Origin of the sequence: Janthinobacterium goodfellowi (genome assembly GCF_051380695.1) — a bacterium.
GTDB lineage: Bacteria > Pseudomonadota > Gammaproteobacteria > Burkholderiales > Burkholderiaceae_D > Janthinobacterium.
Genome location: NZ_JBNYXN010000001.1, coordinates 1,588,536 through 1,610,572 on the forward strand (window position 1 = coordinate 1,588,536; position 22,037 = coordinate 1,610,572).

Sequence of the window (22,037 nt, forward strand, 5' to 3'; positions counted from 1 at the left end):
CGACAATTTGTAAATAATAATAACGCCGCCGTGGTGGAGATGAGCAGGGCCGATTTTTTCAAGGCTAACCTGCGCCTGATCCTGGCCTGGCCCTTGCTGGGCCTGGTCCTGTGCGCGGTGCTGTGGACGGCCACCCTGCTGCAGCTGGAGGCGGAAAAGAAGGTGGCGCAGCAGCAGGCGCTCGACAGTGTGTCTTCGCAGGCCAAGGCTTACAGCCAGTACCTGCTGCGCACCCTGGAGCAGATGGATCAGCTGACCTTGCAGCTCAAGTATGAGTGGGAAAATTCGCGCGGCCGCTTGCGCCTCGACCAGTTGAAGACGCAGGGCATGTATGCCTTGCCGCAATTTGCCATCGTCGCCATCCTCGACCGCAAGGGCCATCCCGTGACGGCCACGGCGCCGCTGCAGCGCTTGCGCGTCAACGAGCGCAGCGATTTCCTGCTGCGCCACTGGCGCAGCAATTCCAGCGCCCTGCGCATCGCGCTGGGGCGGGCCAATGCGCCCGGCGAGGCTGCGATGACCCCGGGCGCGGGCGAAAGCCTCGTGCATTTCACGCGCCGGCTGGAAGACGAGGATGGCAATTTCGATGGCGTGCTGCTCATCTCGATTCATTCCAGCTATTTTTCCGAATTCTATAACAGCGTCAATTTCGGCAAGTTCGGCATGTCCGCCATGGTGGGCGAGGAGGGCGAGCTGTTCAGCACGCGCCTCGGTGCGCGCGTGCTGCCGAGCCAGAGCGGCGAGGGCACGCCGTTTCTCGACACGAGCTTTCTGGAAACGGAGAGCGGCGCCCTGCATTCGGGCGGCAGGATCGCTTTTTCCGACAAGCAAAGCCGCTATGTGGGCTGGCAGGCGCTGAAAGCCTATCCGTTTACGGCCGTGGTCGGGCTGTCGGACGGCGAGATGCTGCATCCCTACGAGGAAACGCGCACCATTTATATCGGTATCGCGCTGGCCGTCACCGTGCTGCTGCTGGCTTTTGCCGCCGTCGCCACCATGCTCTCGCTGCGCCTGGCGTGGCGCCACCACCAGTCCGAAGGCGTGCGCAATGCCTACCGCATGGCCACCGAAGGCACGAGCGACGGCTTCTATATCATCGCCGCCCTGCGCGGCAGCGATGGCAGCATCCTCGACTTCGAGATCGTCGACTGCAACGAGCCGGGCGCCGGCTACTTCGGCGTGCGCCGTGAACAATTGCTGGGCATGCGCCTGCAATCGCGCGCCCACGAGCCGTATTTCCGCGACCTGATCCACAACTACCGGGCCGCCATGGAGTCCGGCTTTTCCGAGGAAGAGATCGAGCTGCCGGAAGGTAACCCGTTCAAGCTGCGCTGGATACGCCGGCGCCTCGTGCGCAGCGGCGACCGCCTGGCCGTCACCCTGCAAGACATCAGCACGGCCAAGGAGCACGAGCGCGACTTGCGCCGCCTGGCCAACGAGGACGGCTTGACGGGGCTGCCCAACCGCTACTGGCTGCAGCAATTCTTGCCCGGCGCCCTGGGCCGCGCCGCCATCGCGCGACAGATGCTGGCGCTGCTGTTCATCGACCTCGACGGGTTCAAGGATATCAACGACACGCAGGGCCATGCCGAGGGCGACAAGGTGCTGCGCGCCGCCTCGCTGCGCCTGAAGGCCGTGCTGCGGCCGGGCGACCACGTGGTGCGCCTGGGCGGCGATGAATTCGTCGTCGTGCTCGACCCAGTGGAGGACGACAGCCGCGCCGAGCAGGTGGCGCAGCGCATCGCCATCGCCTTCGATGAACCGTTTTACCTGGGCAGCGAGCGCCACAAGATGGGCGCCTCGATCGGCATCAGCCTGTATCCGCGCGATGGGGCCGAGACGGAAGTGCTGCTGAAGAACGCCGATATCGCCATGTACGCCGTGAAAGTGGCGGGCAAGGGCCATCACCGCTTCTTCCAGCCGGAATTGTTCGAAACCATCCGCAACCGCCGCGAACTGGAGCAAAGCCTGGTGGCGGCGCTGGAGCAGGACCAGTTCCTCGTCGTCTACCAGCCGCGCGTCGACGCCATGAGCGGACAGCTGTGCAGCATGGAAGCGCTGATGCGCTGGCAGCACCCGCAGCATGGCATGGTGCCGCCGCTGGAATTCATCCCCGTGGCCGAGAGCAGCGGCCTCATTTCGCAGCTAGGCGAAGTCGTCATCGAGAAGGTATGCCTGCAGATGGCGCGCTGGCAGGCCAGCGGGCTGGAACTGGTGCCCGTGTCCATCAACGTCTCGGCGCGCCAGTTCGGCCGCGGCGACGTGCACCAGGTGCTGGCGTCCGCGCTGACGCGCCACCGCATCGATGCGCGGCTGATCGAGGTGGAAATCACGGAATCGGCGATGATGGATGAACAGAACCGCGCCGTGGAGCAGCTCTCGGCCATCCGCGCGCTGGGCGTGCGCCTGCTGGTCGACGATTTCGGCACCGGTTACTCCTCGCTGTCGCAGCTGCAGAAGTTCGCCATGGATGGATTGAAGATCGACCGCGCCTTCACCATGGAACTGGGCCGCTCGGAGCAGGGCGAGGTCTTCGTGCGCGCCATCCTGTCGATGGCCCATGCGCTGGGCATGAGCGTGGTGGCCGAAGGGGTGGAGACGCGTGAGCAGCTCGACATCCTGCGCACGCTGCAGTGCAATGAAGTGCAGGGCTATTTCATCTCGCGTCCCGTGCCGGCCGAACAGATGCTGGCGCTGATGCACCAGCGCTTCCTGATACCGTTGCCAGCCCCGGCGCCGGCACTGTAGAACGTCGTGATTGGCGTGGAAAACAACGCCGTTTCATAAAAAGAGCGAACGTTCGCTTTTTTCTAAAAAATATTATATGCTTCGCTCATGCCGTCAGTGAATTGGAGTTCACGGCGGCAAGAAAAGTGCAAGACGGGGCAGCTTGAGACGCCCGCGATAGTGTGCCGAAGACAATTTCATATAATAAAGAGAGACTAACTTGAAACATAAATATCTGCCCCTTTTGATCGTTGCCGCGTTCGCCGGCATCTCCTCCACCGCACAAGCATCGGGCTACCGTTTCGGCTCGCAAAGCGTTTCCGCCCAGGGCACGGCCGATGCCAGCGGCGCCGAAGCGGCCGACGCGTCGACCATTTTCTATAACCCGGCCGGCATGTCGCGCCTGGAAGGCACGCAATTCGTGGGCGGCGGCACCCTCGTGGTACCGCATTCGACCTACCAGGATTCGGGCTCGAAGCCTTTCTTCCCGGGTAACCGCACGCCTTACGCGGAAACCAAGGACTACGCGCCGGACGCCGTCTTCGCACCGGCCCTGTACGCCAGCAAGAAAATCAATGAGCAGTGGACCGTCGGCGCTGGCCTGTTCGTGCCGTATGGCGCCAAGCTCGACTACGGCAACGACTGGTTTGGCCGCTATGCAATCACCAATATCAAGCTCGAAGCCATCGCCCTGAATCCTTCCGTGTCGTTCAAGCTGGACCAGCACCACTCGTTCGGCTTCGGCGTGACGGCCGAATACATGAAGGCGGAACTGGGCCAGGGCGTGGACGTGCCGGGTTCGGTTGCCTACCTGGGCAAGTTTGCGCCTGGCGCATCGCAGGCCTTCCTGGCCAATATCGCCAAGACGCAAGGCCTGGCAGCGGCGCAAGCTGCGGGCGCAGCACTGCAGGGCCCGATCAAGGATGGCCACGCCTCGATGGACGGCCATGACTGGGGCTTCGGCTTCAACCTGGGCTATCTGTACCAGCTGAACGAAGGCACGCGTTTCGGTATCGCCTACCGCTCGTCGATTTCGCACAAGCTCAAGGGCAGCACCATCTGGGACTTCTCGCAAGTGACGGGCAACCCGGCCGTGAACGCCTTCATCGCCAAGGCGTCGAACAAGGTCAATTCGGAAGCGCTGGTGGAATTGCGCACGCCGGAAACCCTGTCGATCAACGCCTTCCATCAGATGGATGATAAATGGGCCTTGATGGGCGACGTCACCTGGACCCGCACTTCGCGCCTGCAGAACCTGGACATCCAGTTCCCGCCGACGGCCGAAGGCGCCGAGCGCATCCGCCAGCAGTGGAAAGACACCTACCGCGTGTCGCTGGGTACCAACTACAAGTACAGCGAAAGCCTGATGCTGCGCGCCGGTATCGCCCACGACCAGGCGCCGGTCCGCAGCGCCGAACTGCGCCACCCGGCCTTGCCGGACAGCGACCGCATGCAGTATTCGATCGGCGCGAACTGGAAGCTGAACGCCAATTCCTCGATCGACCTGGCCTACAGCTATATCGACTTCAAGGATGCTGAAGTCAACTACAAGAATGACTGCTCGCCCGTCATGACTGGCTGCACCGGCAACGGTGAAACCACCAAGGGCCTGTTCAAGACCCGCATGCAGTTGATCGGTCTCGCTTACAACTACAAGTTCTAAGCAGGTAGTGGCGGCCAACCCGGCCGCCATGAAATGAAAAAAGCGCCTTCGGGCGCTTTTTTTTTCGGGGTCAGACCCCAGCGGTGTGCGCTGTTGTGCACGGTAGGGTGTAGGTCGGATTAGCGTGGCGAAGCCGCGCGTAATCCGACGGTATTGTTGGCGATGACTGTGGTGTTGTCGGGTTACGCGCTGTGCGCCAACCCGACCTACGCCGAGCTGCGTTGCTCATGTCCTGGCGCGCATGGCCTGGTCCAGCAGGGTCAGGGCCAGCCGCACGGTGTCGTCCGGCAGTTCCAGCAAGTTCTCTCCCACATACCACTCCACCACGCTGTGCCCGGGCAGGGCCGCGTGGCTGGCGCGGCCGAACAGCCAGATGCCGTGGTCTTCGGCCACCTGGTTGCGGATGGCGATGGCCCGTTCGCGCGACACGGGCAGGTGCAGGTGCAGCATGTTCGCTTGCGGCTGGGCGGGATTGACGGCGATCGATGGAAAATCGCGCAGCAGCGCATACAGCCACTGCGTGCGCGCAAAATACTGTGGCATGGCGGCGAGGCGCGCGTCGAACTGCATGGCGGCGGCCACCACGTAGGGCGTGCGGTGGACGATGTTGCCGCCCTGGCGGCGGAACCACTCGCGCGCCCGTTCGACAAAGCTGCGGCTGCCGGCCAGCATGGCGCCACCGAGGCCGCCGATGCCCTTGTACAGCGACACGTAGACGGAATCAAAACCGTCGCAGATGGCGGGCAGGGGCTGCTTGAAGCCGGCCTGCGCTTCCCACAGGCGCGCGCCATCCATGTGCAAATGGATATTGCGTTCGCGGCAGTGCCGCTTGATGTCATTCAATGCATCCCATGACGGGCACTGGCCGCCGATTTCGCGCATCGGCAGTTCGACCTGCGCGGCGCCCAGCGCATCGGGCACGGCGCGCAGCTCGTCCACCGTCCACGGGCGGTGCGGGTCGCCGATCATCAAGCCCTTGAAGTGATCGAGCAATTCATGGTTGCCCCGCTCGTGGCGCAGGATGTGCGAGGTCGGATGCAGCGCCACCAGGCGCGAGCCCCGGTCCTGGCACGCCAGGCGCAGGGCCGTGACTTGCGTCATGGTGCCCGTGATGCAGAATACGGCCGCCTCGAAGCCGAGCAGGCTGGCGATCTTGTTTTCGAACTGTTCGATCAGCGCGCCCTCGCCATAGGTATCGTGCGCAACATCGTTGGCGCCGCACCAGGCGGCCATGGCGGCGAAGGTGGCGCTTGGGGCGGGCTGGCGGTGGCCCGGCAGGACGGTATGGCAGCGCTGGCGCAGTTCAAGCTCGTTCACGGCGGTTCCTTACAGTGTGGCCGTGGCCAGTTTCGCGCCAAAGCCGATGAACATGGCGCCCACGCCGCCGCCCATGCCGGCCGACAGGCGGCGACGGCGGCGGAAGGTTTCGGCCAGGCGGACGCCGACAAAGATGATGGCCGTCAGGTAGGTAAAGCTGATCACCTGGCAAATCAGGCCCAGGCCGATGAAGGACAGCACGGGGTTCGGGAAGGCCGGATCGACGAACTGGATGAAGAACGAGATGAAGAACAAAATCGCTTTCGGGTTCATCAGGCTGATGATCAGGGCCTTGCGGAACGGGTCGCTTTCCTTGACGGGGGCAGGCACGGCTGCCGCTTCGCCTTCAGCGGCGCTGGGCGCGCGCAGCTTGCGCCAGCAGCCTATCAGCATCTGCAGGCCGATCCAGCCCAGGTAAGCCGCGCCGATGTATTTCACCACATAAAACAGGGCCGGGCTGGCTTTCAGCAGCGAAGCGACGCCGCAGGCCGACAGCACCATCAGAATCAGGTCGCCGGCGAAGATGCCGAAGGCGCCCTGGTAGGCGGGCCGCACGCCGCGCTGGGCGGCGACCGACAGCACGTACATGGAATTGGGGCCGGGCAGGATGACGATGAAGATGGTCCCCAGTAAAAAGGTCCAGAAATCGGTGATGCCCAGGTTGGCGTGGAAAAGTGCGTTCATGATAATTCCGCTGGATTGAGCTGTACGTGATGGAATTGCAGTGCGGCGAGATTCGCGTAGATGCCGCCAAGGGCGACCAGCGACGCATGCGTGCCCGTCTCGACGATTCTGCCGTCTTCCATGACGATGATGCGGTCGGCCCGCTGCACGGTGGCCAGGCGGTGCGCGATGATGACGGTGGTGCGGCCCACCATGGCCGCTTCCAGCGCCTTTTGTACCAGGCGTTCCGATTCCGCGTCCAGCGCGCTGGTCGCTTCGTCGAGCAGCAGCAGGGGCGGGTTTTTCAGCAGGGCGCGGGCGATGGCGATGCGCTGGCGCTGGCCGCCGGACAGGCGCACGCCCCGTTCGCCGAGGAAGGATTTGTAGCCGTTCGGCAGGCGTTCGATGAATTCGTGGGCGGCCGCCATCTTCGCGGCGGCGATGACTTCCTCGTCGCTGGCGCCGGCGCGGCCGTAGCGGATGTTTTCCATGGCGTCGGCCGAGAAGATCACGGTATCCTGCGGCACGATGCCGATGGCGTCGCGCAGGGTGTGCAGGTCGAGCTGCTTGATATCGACGCCATCGAGGCGGATGCTGCCGCTCTGCGGGTCATAAAAACGTAAAAACAGCTGGAATAGCGTGGTCTTGCCGGCGCCGGAAGGGCCGACAACGGCCACCGTTTCGCCGGCGCGGATGTCGAGGCTGACGTGGTTCAGGGCGTGGGTATCGGGGCGCGACGGATACGAGAACATGACATCGTCCAGCGACAGCGCGGCGCCATTCGCGGCGCGCGCTGGCAGCGGCAGCGGCGTGACGGGCGACTCGATTTCCGATTTGACGGCCATCAGTTCCAGCAGGCGCTCGGTGGCGCCGGCGGCGCGCTGCGCTTCGCCCATGACTTCGGACAGGGCGCCGATGGCGCCGGCCACGATGGAGGCGTACAGGATGAACTGGCCCAGGTCGCCGCCCGTCATCGCGCCTTCCAGCACGGCGCGCGCGCCCAGCCACAGCACGAAGACGATGGTGCCGAAGACCAGCAAAATCGCGATCATGGTGAGCAGGGCGCGGGCGCGGATGCGGCGCATGGCCGTCATGAAGGCGCCTTCGACGGAGTCGCCGAAGCGCTTCGATTCAATTTTCTCGTGGGTAAACGCTTGCACGGTGGGCATGGCGTTGAGGATTTCGCCGGCCATGGCCGACGCGTCGGCGATGCGGTCCTGCGAATCGCGCGACAGCTTGCGCACCTTGCGGCCAAACACGATGATGGGCACGACGACGAGAATCAATAGGCCGATGATGATGCCCGCCAGCTTGGCGCTGGTGACGAACAGCATCACCAGGCCGCCCAGGAACAGCAGCACATTGCGCAGCGCCATCGAGATGCTGGTGCCGACGACGGCCTGGATCAGGGTCGTGTCGGTGGTAATGCGCGACAGGACTTCTCCCGTCTGCGTGGTTTCAAAGAATTCCGGGCTTTGCGTGACGACGTGGCGGTACACGGCGCTGCGGATGTCGGCCGTGACGCGCTCGCCCAGCCACGACACGGTATAAAAGCGCGCCGCCGTGGCCAAGGCCAGGATGGAGGCCACGCCGAACAGGGCGAGGAAGACCAGGTCGACGTGCTGGATGCTTTTCGAGCCGGCCGCGCCGCCGAAACCCAGATCGATCATCTGCTTGAAGGCGGCGGGAATGGCCAGGGTCGAGGCGGCGGCCACCACCAGCGCGATCCCGGCCAGGAAGAACTGCTTGCGGTACGGCGTCAGAAAGGGCATCAAACCCTTGAAGGCGGCCAGGCTGCCTTTTTTCAGTTCGCGGCTGCTGCCGGTGTCGGGAGTCGGTGCGGTGCTTGCGGCGGTTGCTGCGGTTGCTTTGCTGGTGCTGCCTGTTTCTGTGCTGGTTGTCATTGTTTTTCGCTTTGATTTACATATTCGATGGTGCTGATTACGCTTACAACTTCATCGGCTGGACATAGCCCGTCATTTCCAGGTAGGCGCGGCCCACGGGCTGGCCGTCGCGCTCCACCGTCACGGCGCCTTCCCAGTACACTGCCCCCGTCGAGCGGCGCGAATCGAGCTCCTGATCCGCCTGCAAGGGCTTGATCTGCCAGCGCGTGGCACCCGTGCGGATCTCGGTGGCGACCGGGTATTCGGCCTGCGTGCGGGGTGAGCGCCACAGCTGCGTGGGCGTGAAATCGACGTCGCCGGGCGCGTACTGCGTCATCTTACCGGACGCATCGCGCCATGTCGCGTGCGCCCATAGTTTAGCACCTGTCTTGCTGCGGATCTGGAAGGCCATCAGGGCGCCGCCGTCAGCGAGATTGGCGCCTATCCAGTTCCAGCCGCTGGCATCCGCGTCGAGCACCTGGCTCGACCACTCGTGATCGAGCCAGGTGGCGCCCGTCACCGCTTCCGGCTTGCCGCCCGCGCGGGCGATCGTGCCCGTGGTACGCAACTGCGGCTCGCTGTAGTAATAACTCGATTGCGCGGGCCGCGCGCCCTTGCGCGAATAGCCGCCAACGCCCTGCAGCAGCACGGGCTGGCTAGGGGCCAGGGTCAGCTGCAGGCTGAAGTCGCGCGCGGCCAGGCTGACCTTGTAGCTGCCGTCGGTCTGGCGCTGCATGCGCCAGTCGTCGAGTTTGACGTCCGTGTCGCCCACCTTGGCGTAGGCCAGGCCGAAACCTTCGCGCGCGCTTTTCTCGTCGTGCAGCAGCTTGCCCACTTTCGGGTCGGACAGGGCCGCGTGGCCGATGATCAGCTGTTTCGGCGCGAAGGCGCTGGGGTTGTCCGCGTCGGCGGCCGTGGCGCTGCGAAAGAAGGTCACCTGGTAGCCCAGCTGCTCGCCGCCGGCGGTTTTTACCCAGCCCGTGGCATACCACCATTCCGTTTTATAGGCGGGATGGGCGCCGAAATCGTGCGGCATGCGCAGGGTCTGGCCGGCCGGCAGCGGCGTGACGGGGGCGAAGGCGGGCGGCGCGGCGATGGCGGCGGCGCTGCAAAACAATAATAAACAAGTCAAACGGCGCATTACCAGTCCTCCCTGACGGCGCGGATGGGGCCAGCGGACAGCGCCTGGCGCCCCGCGATGAGGGCAGTGAGGGCGGCCGCCGTCAGCAGGGCGCCGGCCACGGTGGCGATCAAGGGCCACGGCAGGTGCAGCTGCATGGTCCAGTGAAACGATTGCGGATTGACGATGAAGACCAGTACAAAGCTGATCAACAGGCCCAGGACAAAACCGGTGGCGATGCCCAGCGCCGTCAGCGCGCCGCCCTCGAGCGCCAGGATGGACAGGATCTGGCCGCGCGTCACGCCCACGTGGCGCAGCATGCCGAATTCGCGCGCGCGCGCCAGCGTCTGGGCCGAGAACGTGGCGGCCACGCCGAACAGGCCGATGACGATGGCGATGGCTTCCAATAAATACGTGACGGCGAAGCTGCGGTCGAAGATTTGCAGGCTCAGGGCGCGGATGGCCGACGGGTTCGATACTTCCAGGCTGGCGCCGAAGGGCAGGGCTTTCAGGCGCTGCTGCAGTTCGTCGCCCGTGGCGTCCTTGGCCAGCCACAGGGCCGCGTCGCTGACGTCCATGTCACCGGTCAGGGCGCGGTAGTCGGCCAGCGGCATCTGGATGGCGCCGGAAGAACGCGCATAGTCGCGCCAGATGCCGGCGACGAAGAACTTGTGCAGGCCGCCCGCCAGCGGCAGGGCTATCTGCTGGCCAGGCTTGACGTTGTACAGGTCGGCCGCCGCCTCGGACAGCCACACGGGCCGGCTGCCTGCCGGCACGGCTAATGTCTCGCCCACCAGCACCATACTCTTGCCCGGGTCCTGCAAGTTGATGGGGCGCGCCAGCAGCATGACATTCGGGCGGTCGGGCGCCAGCGACAGCGAGCGCAGGCGCTGGAAATCCACCCTGGCCACGCCGGGCAAAGCGGTGATGCTTGCCTGTTCGCGCGGATTCAGGCCCGCCGTGCCGCCGCTGGCGGCCGGGCGCGTGTACAGGTCGGCCGGCAAGATCTGCAGCAGCCAGTCGTCGACGGAGACGCGGAAACTCGACACCATGATGGCCATCGCCACCATCAGGCTAAAGCTCGACAGCACGCCACCGAGCGCGATGCCGGCCTGGCCCGAGGCGTTCGCCAGGCGGGCCAGGGTCAGGCTGCGCACGGGCGCATGCTTGCTCGTATCCGTGCGCAGCCAGGCGGCTTGCAGGGCGCGGAAGACGACGGCCGCCAGCTGCGGCATTAGGGCGATGGCGCCGATCAGCAGCAGGGCGATGGACAGGTAGCCGAACAGGGGCAGCTCGAAGACGGGTGGCAGGAACGTCAAGGCACCGGCCAGCAGCAGACACGCCAGCGCGGGCCAGGTCTTGGCCAGGCGCGTCGTCACGACTTCCTCGCTGCCCGATTTCAGGGCGATGGCGGGGGCGGCGCGCGCCGCTTCCAGCGCGGGCGCCGCGCAGCCCAGCAAGGCCACGCCGAGGCCCAGCGCGAAATACACGAAGGCGGCGACGGGCGTGAATTGCACCTGCGGCTGCACGCCCGCGAAATAGCCGGCGCCGAGGTCGCCGCCGAAAAAGCGCAGGGCGACGGCCGCCATGGCGTAGCCGCCGGCGATGCCCAGCGCGGCGCCGACGATACCGAGGCTGGCGCCCTCTAACAGCACCTGGCGCAGCAATGGCCCGCGTTCCATGCCCAGCACGCGCAGCAGCGCGAACTGGCCGCGGCGTCGGATGACGGACAGGGCCTGCGTGGAAAACACGAGGAACGCCCCCGTAAACAGGGCGACCAGGGCCAGCACCGTCAGGTTGACGCGGTAGGCGCGGCTCAGGTTATTGTTGCGGCTGTTCTGGTTCTCGTCATTGGGCTGGCCCACGTGGAAGCGCCCCGGGTACTGCGCTTCCAGCGCGCTGCTCAGCGCGGCCAGGAAGGCGTCGCGGTTGATGCCCTGGCGCAGTTTCAAATCGATGCGCGACAGCTTGCCCAGCTTGTTGAATCGCCACTGCGCCGCGCCGATATCCATCACGGCGATGCGCTGGCCGGCGCGTGCCCGCTGCAGCGAGCCGGCCACGCGCAGGGAGACGCTGCCCGTGCCCGATCGCAGGGCAATCGTGCCGCCTTGCGCCACATCGAGCCAGCGCAAGGCGGCCGGTGACAGGAAGATGGCGTCGTCGGCCAGGGTGTCGAAAGGCTGGCCTTCGGCCGGTGCGCCGATCAGGTCGGGCGAGATGAAGCCGGCGCGGAAGACGTCGAGCGCCAGGATGTGCAGCGGGCCGCCCTCATTCTTGCCGGCGACCCCGGCCTGCAGTTCCAGCACGGGCGAAGCCACAGCCACGCCGTCGCGCTGCGCCAGCCACGGGTAGATGGCTTCGTCGAACAGCGCTTCGCGTCCGGCCACCTGCACGTCGGCCTGGCCGGACAGGCTTTTGACGGCCGTGGAAAATTCATTGAAGGCGGCCGCGTTGATCAGGTGGATGGCAAAGCCCAGCGACACACCGATGGCGATGGCGAGGATGGCGACAAAGGCGCGCACGGGATGCGCGCGCCATTCGCCCAGCAGCAGCCAGCGCGACAACAGGCGCATACCCGCGGGATTGGCTGCCGGCGCACTCAATTCAGACATTCGACGGCCAGGCGTTCGCCGGCGCGCCGCGCTTTCAGTTGCGCCGCATCGCGGTTTTTATCGCCCGCGCCGACGGCGTCCTGCGCCGTCCATTTCTGCTCCAGCCGCAACTGGGCGCAATGCTTGTCGCGCATTTCCTTCTGTTTGGCGGCCCGTTCGCGCGCCTGGTCTTCCAGCTTCTCGCGTTGCTTGCGCGCCGCTTCCATCTGGCTGGCCACCCGTTCCTGGCGCGTGGCCGCGCCCTTGTCGACGGCAGGCGGAGGCGAGGGAAGTTCCAGGATCTGCAGTTGGCCGCCCGCGCAGGGCGTGGCGCTGTAGCTGGTCCGGCCATCCTGCACGCACTTGTAGACGTCCTGCGCGCTGGCGGAACCGGCCAGCAAGGCCATGAGCAGGAGGGACGACGGCTTCACAATATCTTTCCCGGATTCATGATGTTTTGCGGGTCCAGCGCCTGTTTCACGGCGCGCATCAGCTGCAGTTCCAGCGGCGACTTGTAGCGCGCCAGGTCGTCCTTCTTCAGCGCGCCGATGCCGTGTTCGGCCGATATCGAGCCGCCAAAACCGTGGACCTGGTCGTGCACGATGCGGTTGATGGCGTCCTGGTTGGCCAGGAAATCCCGGTCCGTCATGCCGCTTGGGGGCGCCACGTTGTAATGCAGGTTGCCGTCGCCCAGGTGGCCGAAGCACACGAGCTGGCAGCCGGGGAAGGCTGATTCAAGGGCTGCATCCGTGACGGCGATGAAGTCGGCGATGCGGGAAATCGGCAGCGAGATATCGTGCTTGATGTTCTTGCCCGCCTGCGCCTGCGCCAGCGGAATATGTTCGCGCAGCTGCCACAGGCCTTCGGACTGCGCCACGGAACTGGCGACGACGGCGTCTTCGATCAATTCGTTTTCCAGGGCCGCGCCGATGCTCGCTTCCAGCAATTCCACGGCATGCGCCTCGGACTGGCTGCTGGACAGTTCCAGCAACACGTACTGCCCGTGCGCGTCGGCGAACGGGCGCGGCAGTTGCGGGAACTGCTCGGCCACCAGTTGCAAGCAATACCGCGACATCAATTCAAAGCCCGTCAGGCTGGCGCCGCAATGGTCCTGCATCAGGCTTAACAAGCGCAGGGCGTGGGCGGGCGAGGGCATGGCGGCCAGCGCCGTGATGCAGGCCTTCGGCTGCGGATACAGTTTCATGACCGCGCCGGTAATGACCCCCAGGGTGCCCTCGGCGCCGATGTACAGGTCGCGCAAATCGTAACCGGTATTGTCCTTGCGCAGGCCGCGCAAGCCGCTCCAGATCTCGCCCTGCGGCGTGACCACTTCCAGGCCCAGGCACAGCTCGCGCGTATTGCCGTAGCGCAGCACGGCCGTGCCGCCCGCGTTCGTCGCCAGATTCCCCCCGATGGTGCAGCTGCCTTCGGCCGCCAGCGACAGGGGAAACAAACAGCCGGCGGCGCTGGCCGCTTCCTGGATGGTTTGCAGGATGCAGCCGGCATCGACCGTGATGGTACGGTTGACGGGATCGAGCGCGCGGATGCTGTTCAGGCGCGCCAGCGACAGCACGACGGCCGTGCCGGCGGCATCGGGGATACTGCCCAGTACCAGGCCCGTGTTGCCGCCCTGCGGCACGACGGGCACCTGCCATTGCGCGCAGGCGCGCAGCACGCCTGCTACCTGCTCCACGGTGGCGGGGCGCAGCACGGCCAGGGCCTTGCCCGTAAACCTGTCGCGCCAGTCGGTGAGGAAGGGCGCCGTATCGGCATCGGAGGTGAGTACGTAGGTGTCGCCCAGCAGGTCGCGGCAGGCGGCGAGGAAGTCGGCTTGGTCATGCACTGGCTGTTCGGTCATTTCTTGATGCTCACTTTATTCACTTTTTCCAGAAGCTCTTTGGCCATGCGCTTGGCCGCCTTTTTATACGGGCGCAGATACAGCACGGCGCAGACAAAATAGATGCAGACGATGGCCGCTTCGCCCCAGGCCATCAGGGCCGAGGTGGGGTTCGTGTCGCTGTAACCGCGCACCACGCCTTCCGTAAAGTACAGCAGGATCACCATCGACGACCATTGCAGGGTGTAGACGTCGCGCTTGATGACGCCGTACAGGGGAATGAGCAGGGGCGCCGCCTTCAGCACGACCCAGGAGCCGCCCGGCTGCAGCGGCGCGACGACGGTTTCCCACAGCAGGCACCAGACGATCAGGGTGACGAGGCTGGCGATGGCGCCCCAGTGAAAATACTTGTGCAGTGTGCCGTGCATCATGCGCCTGCCAGTTTCACGGCGTTTTCCGCCAGACGCCGGCCCAGGGCGATGGCCAGGCGTTTTTCATCGTCGCTCAAGGCCTTGTCGCCGTCTATGCCCGACCAGTGCGTGGCGCCATACGGCGAGCCGCCCGTGGACGTCGTCATCAGTTCCGGATGCGTGTAGGGCAGGCCCATGACCAGCATGCCGTGGTGGAAAAGGGGGATCATCATCGACAGCAGGGTCGATTCCTGGCCGCCGTGCAGGCTGCCCGTGGACGTGAACACGCAGGCGGGCTTGCCGGACAGGCTGCCGGCCAGCCAGTCGCTGGCCGTGCCATCCCAGAAGTACTTCATGGCGGCGGCCATGTTGCCGAAGCGCGTGGGCGAGCCCAGGGCCAGGCCCGCGCATTCCTGCAGGTCGTCCAGTTCCACATAAGGAGCGCCATCAGGCGGGACTTCCGGCGCGGTCGCTTCCGTTACGGTGGAGACGGCGGGCACGGTGCGCAGGCGCGCATCGCAGCCAGGCACGCTTTCCACTCCCTGGGCTATCAGCTCGGCCAACTGGCGCGTGGCGCCATGGCGTGAATAAAACAATACGAGAATAATCAGATTGGTTGGCTTCATCATTGGTATTATAGGGCGCTTTACAGCCTGATACGACTGCTGTCATGGCGCCGTTCTGATTTTGCACATGTTTTCAAAATATATATTCCCGTTCTTCCAATACCTGTGGCGCACCCTGAGCATGGGGCTGGACGTCGTGCGCGGCCTGACCTGGTCCGAAACGCGCGACCTGCTGCAGTTCGCGCGCCGCCGCGTGCGCGAGGAAAGCCTGCCGCAAGTGGCCGGCAGCCTGACGTTCGCCACCGTGTTCGCGCTGGTGCCGCTGCTCACTCTGGCCTTGGCCATCTTCACCACTTTCCCCCTGTTTAATACCTTCCGCCACGCGCTGGAAGATTATTTCGTGCAAAGCGTGATGCCCAAGGGCATATCGAACACCATCCTCGACTACCTGACGACGTTCGCCTCGAAGGCCACGCGATTGTCCGCCATCGGCGCGGGCGCCCTGATCGTCACCTCGGTAGGCATGATGGGCTTGATCGAGCGCGTCTTCAACCGCATCTGGCGCGTGCGCCAGGAGCGCCGCTGGACCAAGCGTTTACTTGTTTACTGGGCCATCGTGACTCTCGGGCCGCTGCTGGTGGGCGTGTCGCTGACGGTAACGTCGCGCCTCTTCATGGCCACCAGCGGCGTGGTGGGAGCCGTGCCGTTCCTCGGCGCCGTGTTTTACACGCTGGTGTCGATCGGCCTGACCATGCTGGCGTTTACTCTGCTTTACATCGCCGTGCCGAACCGCGACGTGGACTGGCGCGACGCGGCCTGGGGCGGCTTGCTGGCGGCGCTGGCGTTCGAGGTGGCCAAGCGCGGTTTCGGCGAATTCATCCAGGAATTCCCCACGTATTCGCGCATCTATGGCGCGCTGGCCGCCTTGCCGCTGTTCCTCGTGTGGATATACCTGAGCTGGATGATCACCCTGGTGGGCGCCTTGCTGGTGGCCGCCTTGCCCGTCGTGAAATACGAGCGCTGGTGGTACGAGGCGGCGCCGGGCAGCGAATTCGTCGATGCCGTCGCCATCCTGAAGGTGCTGCACCAGGCCTGCCACTGCGCCGATTCGGCCCTCGTGGGCGCGGCCGAGATCCGCCGCAGCACGCGTCTGGGCTTCGAAGAGATGGAAACCCTGCTCGACAAGATGGTGCAGCAGGGTTGGGTGGGACGCGTCAACGTGGAAGGCGCCGTGCGGGTGCAGTGGGGCAAGCGCGTGGCCGACAGTTCCGATCACTGGGTCTTGCTGGGCAACGTCAACCGCATCAGCCTGGCCGATGTCTACCGCTTATTTGTCTTCGGCGGCATGCGCGTGAACTCCGGCTATCCGGCCGGTTCCACCAACGAGCGCGACATCAAGGCGGCGGAAGAAGCGGCCGCGCTGGCCGCGCAGGTGGAAAACGCCGTGGAAGAAGGTCTGGGCATGAGTCTGGCGCAGCATTTCGGGGCCGTCAAATGCAATTGAGCGGCCCTTAGCAAGCCTTAATACACCACGGGCCGCAAGGTAGCCTGCAGCGCCACCTTGCTGAACGCGGCCGCATCCTGCGCGCGCACCACGCCCAGATAATATGTGTCCTCGCCGCCGTGCAGGTTCACCAGGCGCAGCTGATGCGGCGCCAGGTGGGCGGCGATGGCGGCCAGGCCTTCGGCCATCGCGTCGCCGTCTTCGCGCTCCGTCCAGCGGAAGTCCTGCAGCGCGGGCAGGCCGATATGCTGGGCGATGCGTGGCACTTCATCGACGGATTTCCAGTCCAAGGTGGTGCCGTGGCCCAGCGCATCGGCGGCAGTGGACCAGAGCAGGAAGAAACACGCCGCTTCGGGCGTATCGCCGTCGTATTCCTCTTCCGGGTCGTCCTCGGCCAGTTCTTCCAGCGTGATGTCCACGCAGCGCGCGGCCAGTGCCGCATCGCCCAGCAGGAGCATCGCGGCCAGGGCGCGCAACTGCTCGCGGTCGGCCTTCGCCAGGATCTGCGCCGGCGTAAAACTGCGGCGCCTGGCGGGCTTTTTCTTGCCCAGGCCGATGGACTCGCTCAATTGCGCCGTGATGGCAGCCTTGAAGTTCTCCACGGTGTCGAACTGCTCGAGCAGCTGGCCCGTGAAATCCATGCTCCAGACCATGCCATCGTTGACCACATATAAAAAGTCGCTTTGCACGGCCACGCCGCGCAGATGGTGGGCGGGCGGGTACAGCGGCGTAAACGCCTGCTTGCCGCCCAGCGTCAACATGCACGCGAGGCCCTGCGCATCGATGGCGAAGATCAGGTTCTTGCGCAGCCTGGGCGGCGACGAGGTGGTGGCGCTATCGATGGCTTCGTACTGGCATGGCGCCAGCAGCTCGCCCTGGCTATTAACCAGGCCAAACAGAAAGCGCCCGGCGATGCGCTGGCTGACGATGGCGATTTTCTTTTTCGTGCCGAAATCGTGCACGGAGCTGTAGGCGGCCGGCACCACCACCTTGCCCGTGGCGTCGATCACGCCGCAGACATTGCGCCTGTCGTCATCGTCTGTCTGGTCTGTCTGGCGTTCGATGTCGATCAAGCCATCGTCGCGCTGGCAGATGTTGTCCACCCTGTCGATGAGCAGCGCGCCGTCGGGCAGGCGCAGCAGGCTGCTGGCGCCGTCCGGCGTGATTCTCTGCACCAGATGGGGGCTGATCACATACAGGGCGCCGGGGGACGGCGGCAGCACCACCGTGCCGTTCAGGTCCAGCACGCCGTGCGCATCGGGGGCATCCGCCGTGGCAAAGGAGATCCAGCCATCGTCCGCGTAGTAAACGCCCAGGTCGACATAGCGCTGCGACAGCGGCACGATCCAGCGGCCATACGGCGTGACCAGGCCGGCGACGTCCGGTTCGCCGCCGGCGCTCACTTCATAGCACAGCGCGTCTTCCTCCCATCCCACCACTTCCAGGACTTGCAGGAACGGTACATCTTGCGTATCGAGTTCCTCGACTTCGGCCAGCTGCGCGCTGGCCGTGGCCGACCAGTAGCCGGTGGCGGGCGATGCGGCACCGGCGGCCAGCAGGGGCGCCAGCGCTTCGCGCTCGCCGCGCTGCAGGGCAAGGTGCAAGGCTTGCCCTGCAGCGCGCAGGGCCTCGAGCCCGGCGGCGTATTCCGGCGTGCCGATATCGTGCGCGATCAGCTGCACGCAATCGAGGATCAGCCATGGCTGGCCACCGGCCAGCAGGGCGCTGATGGCGCTGCGCGCGACGATGGCGGCCGCGTCGCGCGGCTTGTCCATCAGCGCGGACAACGTTTGCCAGCTGGCCTGTGCCTGCGCCATCGGTGCGGCCAGCACGCAGGGGCAGTCTTCGCCATCGCCGTAGATGGGCCAGGCGACGGCTTGCGTGCCGGCGCCGATGAGCAGCTTGAACAGCGCAGGTACGTCCAGCCGCCATTCGGCCAGGCCGGTGATGGCGTCGGTGTCGAAACCGGCCTGGCCGGGTAAAAATGCGGTGCTGAACAGGGCTGCGGTGTTGATCATGAATGCTATCTGAAAGAATAAGGGGGTGTGCTCAGGGTGTGGGTGGCATGAGCCAATGCGCCAGCGCGCCGCGCTCCAGGCCCAGGTGTTTGGCCACGGCGGCCGCCTCGAAGGCCCACAGGCCGTAGTAGCCGCCCAGGCCGTGCGCGCGCAAATGGCCGTTGAACCAGTCTTCGTGCACCAGCGCGCCATGCCAGCTGGCCAGGTAGTGCCGCAGGTGCTCCAACTGTTGCGCGGGATCGTCCGCGTCCAGGCACTCGAACAGGGCCGAATAGGGCTCGGCGAAATACCATTCGTCGACGGCGGGTCGCGTCGGGTCGATGGTCGCCAGCAGCGCTTCGTACACGCCGTCTTCGCCGTCGAAGGCCGTCTGCAGGGCGGCCAGGCGGGCGGCCAGGTCGTGGCGGCCGAACAGCAGGGCCGCGCCCAGCAGCTGCAGGGTGCGTGCGTAATCCGTCAATTGTTCGAAATCAAAGGCGGGCAAGGCATCGTCATCGTAGGCTGCGGCCAGGGCCGCGCGCGCCGTTTCGCAGGCGGCGATGGCCGCCTCCAGCGCCGTTTCCACTGCCGGCAAGGGCAGGCCTGCCGTGTAGCGCAGCGAGAATGCCTGGTAAGCCGTGCTGGCGGCCGCGCAGGCCCAGTAGGCGCTATCGCCGCCATCGATTTCCGCCTGCGCCTGCGCGCGTTCGTAGGCGGCCAGCAGGGTGTCAAGATAGGCCAGGTTGCGCGCAAAATCGAACGGGGTGCCGGAAGGCAGGGGCGGCGCCTGGCGCGGCGCGTGGGGCCAGGGCGCGGACGAAGGCGGACAGGTGGTGGCGCAATCGCGCTGGATGGACCAGTCGGCGAAGATCTGCTGCAGATATGCCGCCGTCTCGTCGTCGTGGGCGATAGCGCCGACGCCCACCATGGTCGTGCCCAGCAGGGTGTAGCCGGGGAAGCGGCTGCTCTCGTAGGCGATGGTGGTCACGCTCTGGATGGCCTTGCCGTCGCTCATGTCGCGCACGCGGAAGTACACGTCGTCCCAGCCCGCCAGCGGAGGTGCTGGCGTTTCATTCGGCAGGATGGCCCAGCTGCCGTCGGCCTGCTCTTCATAGGCATCGAGCAGCTCGTCGAGGCTGCCGGGGCGGTCGATGCGGTTGTTGGCGTCGTATTGCAGGCCCAGTTCCGCCGCGAAGGCTGCCGCGTGGCGGCCCTCGAAGACCAGGTACAGGGCGCTCGTGGTGCCGACCAGCAGGTCCGTGTGCTGGCCCGCGACGACCAGCGCTTGCGGCAGCCGGCACCATTGGTAGTACGGAATGCCGGCCATCGGGCCGCCTTCTTCCGCCTGCGGGTTATTGAAACGCAGCTGCTCCAGCCATTTATAGCGTTCGTGCCGCTCCGCTTCCGTGCCGCTGCCGCGGCCAGTCAATTCGTCAAACAGGGTATTCAACAACATGTGCATCTATCCTAAAAAAGCGTTCATGCCGCTGCTGTTTGGGCAAACGCAAACAGCGCGTCGAGCACGGCGTCGGGCTGCTCGGCCATCAATTCGTGCCCGCTGTCGACCTGCACCACCTTGCCATGCGCGATGGCAGACGTCAGCAAGCGGGTCGATTTGGGCGGCGTCATCATGTCGCGCGCGCCGACAATGAATAAAGTGGGGCAGTGTACCGAAGCGGCGGCGATTTCGCCGTTCGCATAGGCATTGCAGGCATAAAAATCCGTGTGAAACACGTGATCGGGGTTGAGGGCGGCGATGCGCTGTTTCAGGCGCCGCGCGCCGCCCATGGCATAGAAGCCGGGGCCGGGAAACGACGGCTTTTGCGCGATCGACGAGTGCGACCAGATATTGACCATGTCGATGGCCGCCTGTTCATCGTTGAGCGACGTCTCCAGCAGCGCCGGCGAGACTTTCATCGGGTAGGTGGAACCGAGCATGGCCAGGTGGCTGACGCGCTCGGGCGCCAGGTATGCCGCTTCCAGCGCGATCAGTGAGCCCATGCTGTGGCCGACCAGCATGGCCCTGGGGGCGCCGGCCCCGTCCAGCACGGCGAGTATCCAGCGCGCCAGTTCCTCGACCCTGGTTTTCGCCGCGCCGCCGCTGCGGCCGTGGCCCGGCAAATCGACGGCCAGCACGTTCCAGCCGTGGTGGGCGAAGTAGCGCGTCTGCAGGGCCCATACGGAATGATCGTTCTGCGCGCCGTGGATGAAGACGGCCGTCGGCTGATTCGGGTTGAAAGCCTTGCCGCCCGTGTAGCAGTAAGCCGTGGTGTTCTCGATGGTGAGCAGCATGTCAGGCGCCTTTCTGCGACAGTTTCAGGCCACGGGCCAGGTCTTCGATTAAATCGTCGGCGTCTTCCAGGCCCACCGACAGGCGCATGGTGCCCTGCGTGATGCCGGCCTGCGCCAGTTGATCGTCGGGCACGCGGAAGTGCGTGGTGGAGGCGGGGTGGATGACGAGCGACTTGGCGTCGCCCACGTTGGCCAGGTGCGAGAAAATCTTGAGGCTGTCGACAAAGCGCTGGCCCGCCGCGCGGTCGCCGCGCAGACGGAAGGTGAATACGCCGCCCGCGCCTTTCGGCAGCAGGGTCTTGGCCAGTGCGTAATCGGGATGCGATGGCAGTTCCGGGTAGGACACGGATTCCACGGCCGGATTGGCCAGCAAAAAGTCGATGATCTTGCGCGTATTGACCACGTGGCGGTCCATGCGCAAGCCCAGGGTTTCGATGCCCTGCAGGATGGCGAAAGCGTTGTGCGGGCTCATGACGGCGCCGAAGTCGCGCAAGCCTTCCCGCCGCGCCCGCAGGGCGAACGGCGCCACCGTCGATTCCTCGGCGAAGACCATGCCGTGAAAGCCCTCATACGGTTCGCACAGTTCGGCGAAACGGCCCGTCTTGTCGTAGGCCGCCTGCCAGTCGAACGTGCCGCCGTCGACGAGCAAGCCGCCAATGGCCGTGCCGTGGCCGCATAAAAACTTGGTGGCCGAGTGGAACACCAGGTCGGCCCCATGCTCGAAGGGGCGCAGCAAATAGGGCGTGGTGAACGTCGAATCGAGCATCAGCGGCAGCTGGTGCTCGTGCGCCAGGGCGGCAATCCGGGGGATATCGAGCACGTCGAGGCCGGGATTGCCCAGGGTTTCGGCAAACAGCACTTTTGTATTCGGCCGGATGGCGGCGCGCCAGGCATCCACGTCGCGCGGGTCGACGAAGGTCGTCTCGATGCCGAAGCGTTTTAATGTATAGGCGAGCAGGTTGTGCGAGCCGCCATACAGGGCGCGCGAGGCCACGATGTGCGAGCCGGCGCCGGCGATGGTGGACAGGCCCAGGTGCATGGCGGCCTGGCCGCTGGCCGTGGCGATGCCGGCCACGCCCCCTTCGAGCGCGGCGATGCGTTCTTCGAGCACGGCGTTGGTGGGATTCGATATGCGCGAATACACGTGGCCGGCCCGCTCCATATTGAACAGCGAAGCCGCATGCTCCGAACTCTTGAAGGCAAACGAGGACGTGAAATGGATGGGCGTGGCGCGCGCGCCCGTGGCCGGGTCGGGCGCCGCGCCCGCATGCAGGGATAAGGTATCGAAACCGGGGTATTTCGGGCCGCTCATGGTGTCTCCGCCAAGTTTTATAGTGGCAAGATCGTAACCTGATTTGCATCTGAGCAAAAGGGCTTCTGTGCAGGGCGCATGGGGCCGTGCCGGCGGGCCGCGCGTGTAACCTGCAGTGTAAAAAAAGTGACCGGCGCGGTGCGGCGGTGGTACGA

16 protein-coding genes are annotated in these 22,037 nt (G+C 65.4%); 3 read left to right on the forward strand and 13 right to left on the reverse strand.

Annotated features, from left to right (window positions below; genetic code table 11):
- Nucleotides 1–39: 39 nt before the first annotated feature.
- The gene (locus ACQ4WQ_RS07145; protein ID WP_436495690.1) at nt 40–2,748 is read left to right on the forward strand and encodes a bifunctional diguanylate cyclase/phosphodiesterase; all 2,709 of its coding nucleotides are present in this window, start codon (nt 40–42) and stop codon (nt 2,746–2,748) included.
- 199 nt (nt 2,749–2,947) lie between these two features.
- Nucleotides 2,948–4,390, forward strand: a complete 1,443-nt coding sequence (locus tag ACQ4WQ_RS07150; protein ID WP_436495692.1) for an OmpP1/FadL family transporter — start codon at nt 2,948–2,950, stop codon at nt 4,388–4,390.
- Nucleotides 4,391–4,615: 225 nt separating this feature from the next.
- On the opposite strand, the gene ACQ4WQ_RS07155 is transcribed toward ACQ4WQ_RS07150, so the two are convergent.
- Genes ACQ4WQ_RS07155 through wrbA form a run of 9 tightly spaced genes read right to left on the reverse strand, consistent with a single transcriptional unit; the run spans nt 4,616 to nt 14,837 of the window.
- Entirely contained in the window at nt 4,616–5,707 is a 1,092-nt protein-coding gene (locus ACQ4WQ_RS07155; RefSeq protein ID WP_436495694.1) for a threonine aldolase family protein, read from the reverse strand.
- 9 nt (nt 5,708–5,716) lie between these two features.
- On the reverse strand, nt 5,717–6,391 hold the full coding sequence (gene leuE, locus ACQ4WQ_RS07160) for a leucine efflux protein LeuE (protein WP_436495696.1): 675 nt from the start codon (nt 6,389–6,391) through the stop codon (nt 5,717–5,719).
- On the reverse strand, nt 6,388–8,274 hold the full coding sequence (locus ACQ4WQ_RS07165; protein WP_436495698.1) for an ABC transporter transmembrane domain-containing protein: 1,887 nt from the start codon (nt 8,272–8,274) through the stop codon (nt 6,388–6,390). Before ACQ4WQ_RS07165 ends, leuE begins: the two co-directional genes overlap by 4 nt.
- A 43-nt stretch (nt 8,275–8,317) precedes the next feature.
- Nucleotides 8,318–9,394, reverse strand: coding sequence for a lipocalin-like domain-containing protein (locus ACQ4WQ_RS07170; protein WP_436495700.1), 1,077 nt, complete (start codon nt 9,392–9,394; stop codon nt 8,318–8,320).
- Nucleotides 9,394–11,985 carry an FtsX-like permease family protein gene (locus tag ACQ4WQ_RS07175; RefSeq protein WP_436495702.1) on the reverse strand — a complete coding sequence of 864 codons (2,592 nt, stop codon included), beginning with the start codon at nt 11,983–11,985 and terminating at the stop codon, nt 9,394–9,396. The genes ACQ4WQ_RS07170 and ACQ4WQ_RS07175 overlap by 1 nt, the downstream gene beginning before the upstream one ends.
- Entirely contained in the window at nt 11,973–12,395 is a 423-nt protein-coding gene (locus ACQ4WQ_RS07180) for a DUF4124 domain-containing protein (RefSeq protein WP_436495704.1), read from the reverse strand. Before ACQ4WQ_RS07180 ends, ACQ4WQ_RS07175 begins: the two co-directional genes overlap by 13 nt.
- Nucleotides 12,392–13,822 (reverse strand): FAD-binding oxidoreductase, encoded by a 1,431-nt coding sequence (locus ACQ4WQ_RS07185; RefSeq protein WP_436495706.1) that lies wholly within the window; start codon nt 13,820–13,822, stop codon nt 12,392–12,394. Before ACQ4WQ_RS07185 ends, ACQ4WQ_RS07180 begins: the two co-directional genes overlap by 4 nt.
- Nucleotides 13,819–14,229, reverse strand: a complete 411-nt coding sequence (locus ACQ4WQ_RS07190; RefSeq protein WP_326458546.1) for a DUF2069 domain-containing protein — start codon at nt 14,227–14,229, stop codon at nt 13,819–13,821. The genes ACQ4WQ_RS07185 and ACQ4WQ_RS07190 overlap by 4 nt, the downstream gene beginning before the upstream one ends.
- On the reverse strand, nt 14,229–14,837 hold the full coding sequence (gene wrbA, locus ACQ4WQ_RS07195; RefSeq protein ID WP_326458545.1) for an NAD(P)H:quinone oxidoreductase: 609 nt from the start codon (nt 14,835–14,837) through the stop codon (nt 14,229–14,231). Before wrbA ends, ACQ4WQ_RS07190 begins: the two co-directional genes overlap by 1 nt.
- Nucleotides 14,838–14,904: 67 nt before the next feature.
- On the opposite strand from wrbA, the gene ACQ4WQ_RS07200 reads away from it, so the two are divergent.
- Nucleotides 14,905–16,281 (forward strand): YihY family inner membrane protein, encoded by a 1,377-nt coding sequence (locus ACQ4WQ_RS07200; protein WP_436495708.1) that lies wholly within the window; start codon nt 14,905–14,907, stop codon nt 16,279–16,281.
- Between the two features lie 17 nt (nt 16,282–16,298).
- On the opposite strand, the gene ACQ4WQ_RS07205 is transcribed toward ACQ4WQ_RS07200, so the two are convergent.
- Genes ACQ4WQ_RS07205 through ACQ4WQ_RS07220 form a run of 4 tightly spaced genes read right to left on the reverse strand, consistent with a single transcriptional unit; the run spans nt 16,299 to nt 21,882 of the window.
- Nucleotides 16,299–18,299 carry a DUF6630 family protein gene (locus tag ACQ4WQ_RS07205; protein ID WP_436495710.1) on the reverse strand — a complete coding sequence of 667 codons (2,001 nt, stop codon included), beginning with the start codon at nt 18,297–18,299 and terminating at the stop codon, nt 16,299–16,301.
- A gap of 31 nt (nt 18,300–18,330) precedes the next feature.
- Nucleotides 18,331–19,734, reverse strand: a complete 1,404-nt coding sequence (locus tag ACQ4WQ_RS07210) for a PoNe immunity protein domain-containing protein (RefSeq protein WP_436495712.1) — start codon at nt 19,732–19,734, stop codon at nt 18,331–18,333.
- Nucleotides 19,735–19,757: 23 nt separating this feature from the next.
- Nucleotides 19,758–20,570 (reverse strand): alpha/beta fold hydrolase, encoded by an 813-nt coding sequence (locus ACQ4WQ_RS07215; RefSeq protein WP_436495714.1) that lies wholly within the window; start codon nt 20,568–20,570, stop codon nt 19,758–19,760.
- A gap of 1 nt (nt 20,571) precedes the next feature.
- Entirely contained in the window at nt 20,572–21,882 is a 1,311-nt protein-coding gene (locus ACQ4WQ_RS07220) for an O-acetylhomoserine aminocarboxypropyltransferase (protein ID WP_436495716.1), read from the reverse strand.
- Between the last annotated feature and the right edge of the window lie 155 nt (nt 21,883–22,037).

Coding starts and splice junctions, on each gene's coding strand:
- leuE (WP_436495696.1), bottom strand. CDS start 6,391: ATGAACGCACTTTTCCACGCCAACCTGGGCATCACCGATTTCTGGACC.
- ACQ4WQ_RS07185 (WP_436495706.1), bottom strand. CDS start 13,822: ATGACCGAACAGCCAGTGCATGACCAAGCCGACTTCCTCGCCGCCTGC.
- ACQ4WQ_RS07200 (WP_436495708.1), top strand. CDS start 14,905: ATGTTTTCAAAATATATATTCCCGTTCTTCCAATACCTGTGGCGCACC.
- ACQ4WQ_RS07205 (WP_436495710.1), bottom strand. CDS start 18,299: ATGATCAACACCGCAGCCCTGTTCAGCACCGCATTTTTACCCGGCCAG.
- ACQ4WQ_RS07215 (WP_436495714.1), bottom strand. CDS start 20,570: ATGCTGCTCACCATCGAGAACACCACGGCTTACTGCTACACGGGCGGC.
- ACQ4WQ_RS07170 (WP_436495700.1), bottom strand. CDS start 9,394: ATGCGCCGTTTGACTTGTTTATTATTGTTTTGCAGCGCCGCCGCCATC.
- ACQ4WQ_RS07190 (WP_326458546.1), bottom strand. CDS start 14,229: ATGCACGGCACACTGCACAAGTATTTTCACTGGGGCGCCATCGCCAGC.
- ACQ4WQ_RS07210 (WP_436495712.1), bottom strand. CDS start 19,734: ATGTTGTTGAATACCCTGTTTGACGAATTGACTGGCCGCGGCAGCGGC.
- ACQ4WQ_RS07145 (WP_436495690.1), top strand. CDS start 40: ATGAGCAGGGCCGATTTTTTCAAGGCTAACCTGCGCCTGATCCTGGCC.
- ACQ4WQ_RS07175 (WP_436495702.1), bottom strand. CDS start 11,985: ATGTCTGAATTGAGTGCGCCGGCAGCCAATCCCGCGGGTATGCGCCTG.
- ACQ4WQ_RS07165 (WP_436495698.1), bottom strand. CDS start 8,274: ATGACAACCAGCACAGAAACAGGCAGCACCAGCAAAGCAACCGCAGCA.
- ACQ4WQ_RS07220 (WP_436495716.1), bottom strand. CDS start 21,882: ATGAGCGGCCCGAAATACCCCGGTTTCGATACCTTATCCCTGCATGCG.
- wrbA (WP_326458545.1), bottom strand. CDS start 14,837: ATGAAGCCAACCAATCTGATTATTCTCGTATTGTTTTATTCACGCCAT.